At 50.2% G+C, this 6,435-nt stretch carries 3 protein-coding genes; 1 reads left to right on the plus strand and 2 read right to left on the minus strand.

The genetic code is table 11. From position 1 onward, the window contains the following. Positions 1 to 188 precede the first annotated feature (188 nt). Together D1641_RS18405 and vanR are read right to left on the minus strand one after the other, a co-directional pair. Entirely contained in the window at positions 189 to 1,316 is a 1,128-nt protein-coding gene (locus D1641_RS18405; protein ID WP_160668397.1) for a HAMP domain-containing sensor histidine kinase, read from the minus strand. Further along, positions 1,306 to 2,025: a VanR-ABDEGLN family response regulator transcription factor gene (gene vanR / locus D1641_RS18410; protein ID WP_160668399.1), complete on the minus strand. Its 720-nt coding sequence runs from the start codon at positions 2,023 to 2,025 to the stop codon at positions 1,306 to 1,308. The genes D1641_RS18405 and vanR overlap by 11 nt, the downstream gene beginning before the upstream one ends. A gap of 562 nt (positions 2,026 to 2,587) precedes the next feature. On the opposite strand from vanR, the gene D1641_RS18415 reads away from it, so the two are divergent. Beyond that, positions 2,588 to 5,872, plus strand: a complete 3,285-nt coding sequence (locus D1641_RS18415) for an HD domain-containing protein (RefSeq protein ID WP_160668401.1) — start codon at positions 2,588 to 2,590, stop codon at positions 5,870 to 5,872. Positions 5,873 to 6,435 lie beyond the last annotated feature (563 nt).

Here is a 6,435-nt window from a genome sequence, read left to right on the forward strand (position 1 = left end):
CTTTGTCCAATCAGGTTATTTCCAGCATCACTGGGAGAGACTGGATAATTAAATCTTTTAATTAAGAAATAGTATGAGCAGACAAGCTACGATTTATCAGGGAAAAAGTTTAAGCCTGTTTGTTCTCAATATCCCAGCCCTCAAAAAGAAGTCGTCAAGCGGGTGGTGCGTTGCACCACCCGCTCTTTCTAATTTGCCAGCGGCAGAGAAATTGTGAATGTAACAACATGGTTTTTGCTGGATGCGCTGATTGCCCCGCCATGAAGTACCACGATCTCCTTGGCGATAGCCAATCCCAGCCCTGTGCCGCCTGTGTCGGAGGAACGGGACTTGTCCGCCCGGTAGAACTTGTCAAAGAGAGCTGCCAAAGCCTCGCTGGGAATATCTTCACCGCTGTTCTGAAATTGAATGATGACCTCATGTTCCGACTTTTCTGCGGAGATCGTGATCTCGGTATGTGGGTAACTATACGATGCCGCGTTTTTCAGAATGTTGCTGAACACACGCGCCAGCTTCTCCGGGTCGGCCTCCACCGTCAGATCCTCGGCCAGATGAAGCGCAACGGTGTTTCCCCTGGGGGCAAAGACCGGAGACAATTCATCGGATAGCTGCACCAGCATATAGTATAGGTCAATCGTTTCCTTGGACAAGGTGATCTGCTGGGAATTGTACCGGGTGATCTCAAAAAACTCGTTTATCATGGTTTCCAGACGGTAAGCCTTTTCCAGCGCGATATGGACACGCTTAGCCCGCTGCTCCGCGGGCATATCCGGCTCCTCCTCCAACAGATTGAGGTAGCCGATCACAGAGGTGAGAGGCGTCCGAATATCGTGGGCCAGATACATCACAAGCTCGTCCTTCCGCTGCTCGGCCAGGGCTGTTTCCGCTTTTCGTTCCGCCAGCGTTCGCTTTACTGTGTTCAGCTTCCGCTCGAAGGGCAGCATTTCCGGCGACAGTTGGATTTGGTTTTCGTCGTCTGCCAGCAGCGCCTCAATGCCTTGGTTGACCTCGCTGAAATAGCCTGTCACCCATCGGAAAATCCGCACCAGCAATACCGTAAATATCAGCAGGACAGCGGCGGCAAAGAATATCTCCTTGTTGCCTCGAAAATGGTCGCTGTAATAATAAAACGCATCCTCATGTCCCATTTTGAAAAGGGTTTCCAGCAGCCAGACGATCCAATCGCCCATCCGCTGTTTCCAGACGAACAGATACAGTCCCACCACCACAGCGGCGGAGGTAACTGCATTGATGCAGGCCCGCCGGATCAGTTTGGATTGAAAAGCAAGGTATTCGTCCTTTCGATCAGTTTTCAATTTTATACCCTACCCCCCATATCGTTTTGATAAACCTGGGCTTGTCCATGCTGTCCCCCAGCTTTTCCCGCAGATGGCGGATGTGGACGGTGATGGTGTTGTTGGATTTGCTGTAATACTCGTCCCGCCAGATTTTGTGAAACAGTTCCTCCGAGCTGACCACATTCCCAGCGTTCTCCAAAAGGATACGCAGGATAGAAAACTCCGTAGGGGTCAGCACCAGCGGTTTTTCGTCCAGGAAACAGGTGTGCGCCTTGATATTCATGGTCAATTCACCGCAGGTGATGGTGTCCGTCTGGACGTTGGGGGGCGCTTCACCACTGTCGGAACGGGCCGGGTTATATTTCTGATACCGCCGCAGTTGGGATTTCACCCTTGCCATCAGCTCCAGAGGGCGAAAAGGCTTGGTTACATAGTCATCGGCTCCCAATGTCAATCCAGCAATTTTGTCAGTTTCTTCATCTTTGGCTGTCAGCATGATAATGGGCCAGGTGTGCTTTTCCCGTATCTTCTGGCACAGCGCAAAGCCGTCAATTTCCGGCATCATCACGTCCAGAATGGCAAGGTCAAGTTCCGTGGTGTCGACACACGCAAGAGCCTCCGCTGCCGAGTAGAACTTGAATACCGTGTGATTCTCGCCGGTCAGATAGGCTTCGATCAGGTCGGCAATTTCGGCTTCATCGTCTACAACTAAAATTCTATCAGCCATTTCACTTACCTCTTTTCTGTGGTGAATTTTAACTATTATATCAGATTTTCTTTTGCAACACCTTGTTTTTTCAATGATAATTCATTAAGAATTTCCTAATATTAAGGTGTTCCATCAGATTATACAATACTGATTCCTGTGATACAAGTGTGCCCTTATGGCATAATAAGGACAAAAATTTTTCCAGTTGAAGAAGTAAAAGATAGTCTCGAAGACCGCAGCTATGGGTTGCTGAACAGTGTAATCACAGTTGGGATCTTAACCATTGTAGTAAGTGTAGCAAGCAAAGTATGCCGGGTATGTCTATGCAAAACAGGCAGGAATGTGTTCCATTCCTACCCGTTTGGGTATATGCACTTTTCACAGCAGGGCTGTTAATTGGCCATAAGGATTCCGCCGTGGCAGCAATGTAGGAGGGCTGGGAGGTGTCCTTCTGCTGGCGAGGTGGGAAAAGTGCGTACGGACAATTTATTTACAAACCGATTTCTGTTTGGCGCTTGTTGCGGCAGGGAGTTTTTGGTATAATGAGTCGAAACAAGTATTTCGGCAAAGGAGGATTCCTATGGGCCTGCACGACGTGGATAAAAGCATACGCACTACACAGCTTTGGAACATTCTGGAGCGAAAAGCGGAGGAAGAAAAGCTTCCGCCGGAATTTATGGCGGGCGTGAACCAAGTGTGCGCCTACGGAATAACGCTGGCAAAGGACATCATCCGGTTTTTTCTCACCTTCACCCTCCATGACATCGTGCACATTTGCAACGTGTGCGACTGGATGTATCAGCTGCTGGAGGGTCGGGCGGAGGAACTCACCGCTACCGATGCCGCGCTGCTGGTCATGTCCGCCGCATGCCATGACATTGGCATGAGCGTTTCGGATGAGCAAAAGAAGGAAATGGACATCGCGGCCAAAAGGCCCAGCGCTGAGTGGGATAGCTATTTCTCCAGCCATGCGGATGACTACGAGCAGTTTCAGTCCACAGGGAAAGTATCTGACAGGATACTACGAAACTTTGTGCGGCTGCATCACCATGAGCGAGTCGGGCACCAGCTTCCAAGTGTGAGCGACTGGCCCCGGGTCCTATCGGATAACGGGATCTCCCGGGATACGTTCCTACGCCTGTGCAAAAGCCACGGTGAACCGATTGAAAAGCTGATCCTGACATCGGCAGATGAGCGATCCAGGAAATACCATCTGCTGCCCTGCGCCATTTTGCTCAGGCTGGCGGATATTTTGGACTTTGACGCCAGCCGCGCGCCCGAGAATCTCTACCGTCACCTGGGGCTCGACCGGCCCAAGGACGCTGAGGCGGCCTTCAGCAAGATGGAGTGGGACAAAAACTGCACGAACCACCGTTTTGAACTGGTGGATGGCATCATCTCTTTTTCGGCGGACTGCACCAGCATGCAGGTGGAGCATCAGATCCGGGCGTATATGGACTGGCTTCAAAAGGAACTGGATGAGTGCGGTCGGAAATTAGCTGGAAGAGCAGACTATTGGAGGGGGTTCCAACCGCCCCACAAGGTGGAGGTGGAGATTCATTCAGCGGGCTATAAATCCGGGCCCTTCTGCCTGACGATGGAGCAGGACCGCATTCTGGAGCTTCTGGTCGGTAGAAATCTCTACAGCGATCCGGGTGTCTTTGTCCGGGAGCTGTTGCAAAACGCCATTGATGCGGTGCGCACCAGGGTGGCGCAGGACAGCGCGTTTCATCTGGAAGACGGCAGGGTGGTCATCCACACGTGGATGGACGACAGCGGCTACAGCTGGTTTCGCATCCAAGATAACGGCACAGGGATGGATCAGGACATTATCCTCAACCACTTCCTAAAGGTGGGCAGTTCGTATTACAATTCGGATCGATTCAAGGCGGAGACGCGCAAATACGGTGCTAAAGACGGCTATACGCCCATCAGCCGTTTTGGGATCGGCATTCTTTCCTGTTTCATGAGTGATCCGGAGCACAACAAGCTCCAGTTGTCCACCAAACGTTTTGCGCAGCCTGGCAGCTTGGTGCCTGCCGCCATTCGGATGAACGTGGACGGACTGCACGGCTACTACTATCTGGCAGAGGAAGGGATGCAGGACGGGGAAAGCGATCTGCTGACCATGGATCACCCCTTTGGCGAGGGGGATGGGGAAAACCGTTACCGCAACCAGGCGGGAACCACCATCTGTGTCCGGCTAAACCTCTACCAGTTGGGCGGTTTCCGGACCTTGAAAGAGCTGGTGGACCGGTATGTGCAGTTCCCGGAAGTTCGGGTGGAATATTTTGGGCAGGAAGGGCACGTGGTCTATCCCACCCAAGGAGAACTGATGGCGGAGGTTCACGCCCTCAATCCCGGCGGCGTGGAGCAGCCGCCCAAGGAGCACAGCTGGTATATTTCCGATGAGGAGTTTGCCAGACTGAAAAGAGAGCATCCGGAAATTGTCTGGGAAAACGATCAGCGCCCTGGCATCGCGGTAAAATATTGTCCGCTGGACTGGATGGCCCCGGGGGACCAGGTATCCGGCGTGGCAGTGATAGCTGATGTTATTAAACCGAAATGCCATATCCAAAGTGATTTGATTGATGAAAGCTCCTCTGTGGTTTTCTCTCTGTCATATAAGAGTGACGAACGAAAAATGCGGCTGGTTGTAGGAATCGATTTTTCTCGAGAACTTGAGGAGAAAATGAAGACGCTCAGGCAAACCGTTGAGAGAGTGCGCATGGAGAGAAAGCATATGATGTACCGTGAGCTTTTGAACAAGTATCCCCGTTATCATGGGGATACAAGATGGTGTCAATATATCGCGGGCAGCTATGAGATTGAAGAGGCGGAAATTCCTCAGTGTTACCATGAGGCAAAAAGGATAAAAAAAGAATATGGAGAGATGAGAGAAAAACTGGACGTCTATGAAAGGGTTCGGAGAGACTTCGAAGCATATATATCTTATACGGAGCTATCCGCAGCTTGCCAGCTGTTGAATCATTTGCCTGATTGCCTTCAAAAAAGCGGTCAGAAAAGCATAGAGTCCAGATCAGTTGTGGCTTTCAACGGCATCCTCGCCGATCAGTCGCAGCTATTGGGAAAGGTGGACGGTTTTGTTGGAATGATTTTGTTGCTGCAGCAGAGGTACCGTCCGGAGGTTAATTTGGCCCGTGATATGATCAGTGAGCTACCCCTGGAGGCATTGGCGGTGCTCAGCGTTCTTCAGCGGAAGTTGAGGTTTAGCCATGTCTATAGAAGTTGTCCGGAGGTGTTTCAAGCCAGCCACTTTTGTCTGAGAGTAGAGGAGGAGTTCCAGTCTTTGCTGGAGGAAGACCCTGCGCTAAAAGACGAGCTCCGACTTGGCGCCTATACTCTGCGCGAGGCGGCAGAACTGCTGGGACGAGGTAAAGTTGTGGAACTGTCTCGTGTCAGTAAGGATTCCCTTTATGATATCCTCTGTCTTGCCGCTGCGAAAAAGCTGGGTACAGTGTATAGAAATACCAAGGAACCTTCCGGGATTTATCTTTGCAACGGGACATATGGCAATTCCACCACTTCTTTTCCTCCTTCACTATTCATTGCGCAGAAGGGGAGCAACGCCACATTTGGGGTAATTGATAAATTTTGGGGCTCACGCATCAATTCCTATAATCCCGAGCATCCTGTTTCCCAGTGGCTCATCAGGCATCAGCGGGAACTGATAGAAAAGGTACCTGGGATTTACAACGCCTTGCTGGAAGATATGGTGATGGTTAACGACGCGGGGAAGCTCTGCGAGAAATTCAACGCCGGTCTGAGACGGCTGCAGAGCATTCCAGGCAATCCCTATGAAGTGACCGACAGTCTGTTTTTAAAGAAATCTGATTTCGCCTAAACGACATGGGGGCGGCCAGGGCCACATGGAGTTCATTGGGATTTCAGACGGCTCCGGCCGCCGCGTTTCCTGGAAATCACACGATATTGTAGAGCAAAAAGGCCGGTATCCTTGTGATACCGGCCTTTTTGGGCTTTAGCAGGTGGGCGAAAAACCGTTTGACAGTTCGGAGTTCAGCTTATTTCAGGCACCCTAAAATGATAGCTCTTAATCAACGCGTGCCCTGTTCCCTGCTGCTTTTTGGAGGGAATACTCAAAAGCTCCTGAATCCGTACCATATCCTGTGTGGAATATGTCAATTTGCAGGTCACTTTCATGATTTTCACCCTCTTTAACCGCTTATGTCAAGCACAGGACAAACGACAATTTTCATGTTAATATTAACAAATTACTTTGCAGATTCTTGTTAAAAAACAATAAAATCGGGTAAAAAAATTAGAAAATCAGCTTGTAAAAATGGCGGAATTAAGGAAAAAGTCGTGTACGTGTTTTCGGCAAAATAAAAGTTTAGCAAAAGGGCTCGTGTGGGAATGATTTCCAATTCAAGAAAAAGAACATTTTCG

Source organism: Colidextribacter sp. OB.20 (assembly GCF_009911595.1).
Taxonomy (GTDB): domain Bacteria; phylum Bacillota; class Clostridia; order Oscillospirales; family Oscillospiraceae; genus Lawsonibacter.

Bases quoted from the DNA above. Each gene is read 5' to 3' on its own strand.
- vanR (WP_160668399.1), bottom strand. From the start codon at position 2,025: ATGGCTGATAGAATTTTAGTTGTAGACGATGAAGCCGAAATTGCCGAC.
- D1641_RS18415 (WP_160668401.1), top strand. From the start codon at position 2,588: ATGGGCCTGCACGACGTGGATAAAAGCATACGCACTACACAGCTTTGG.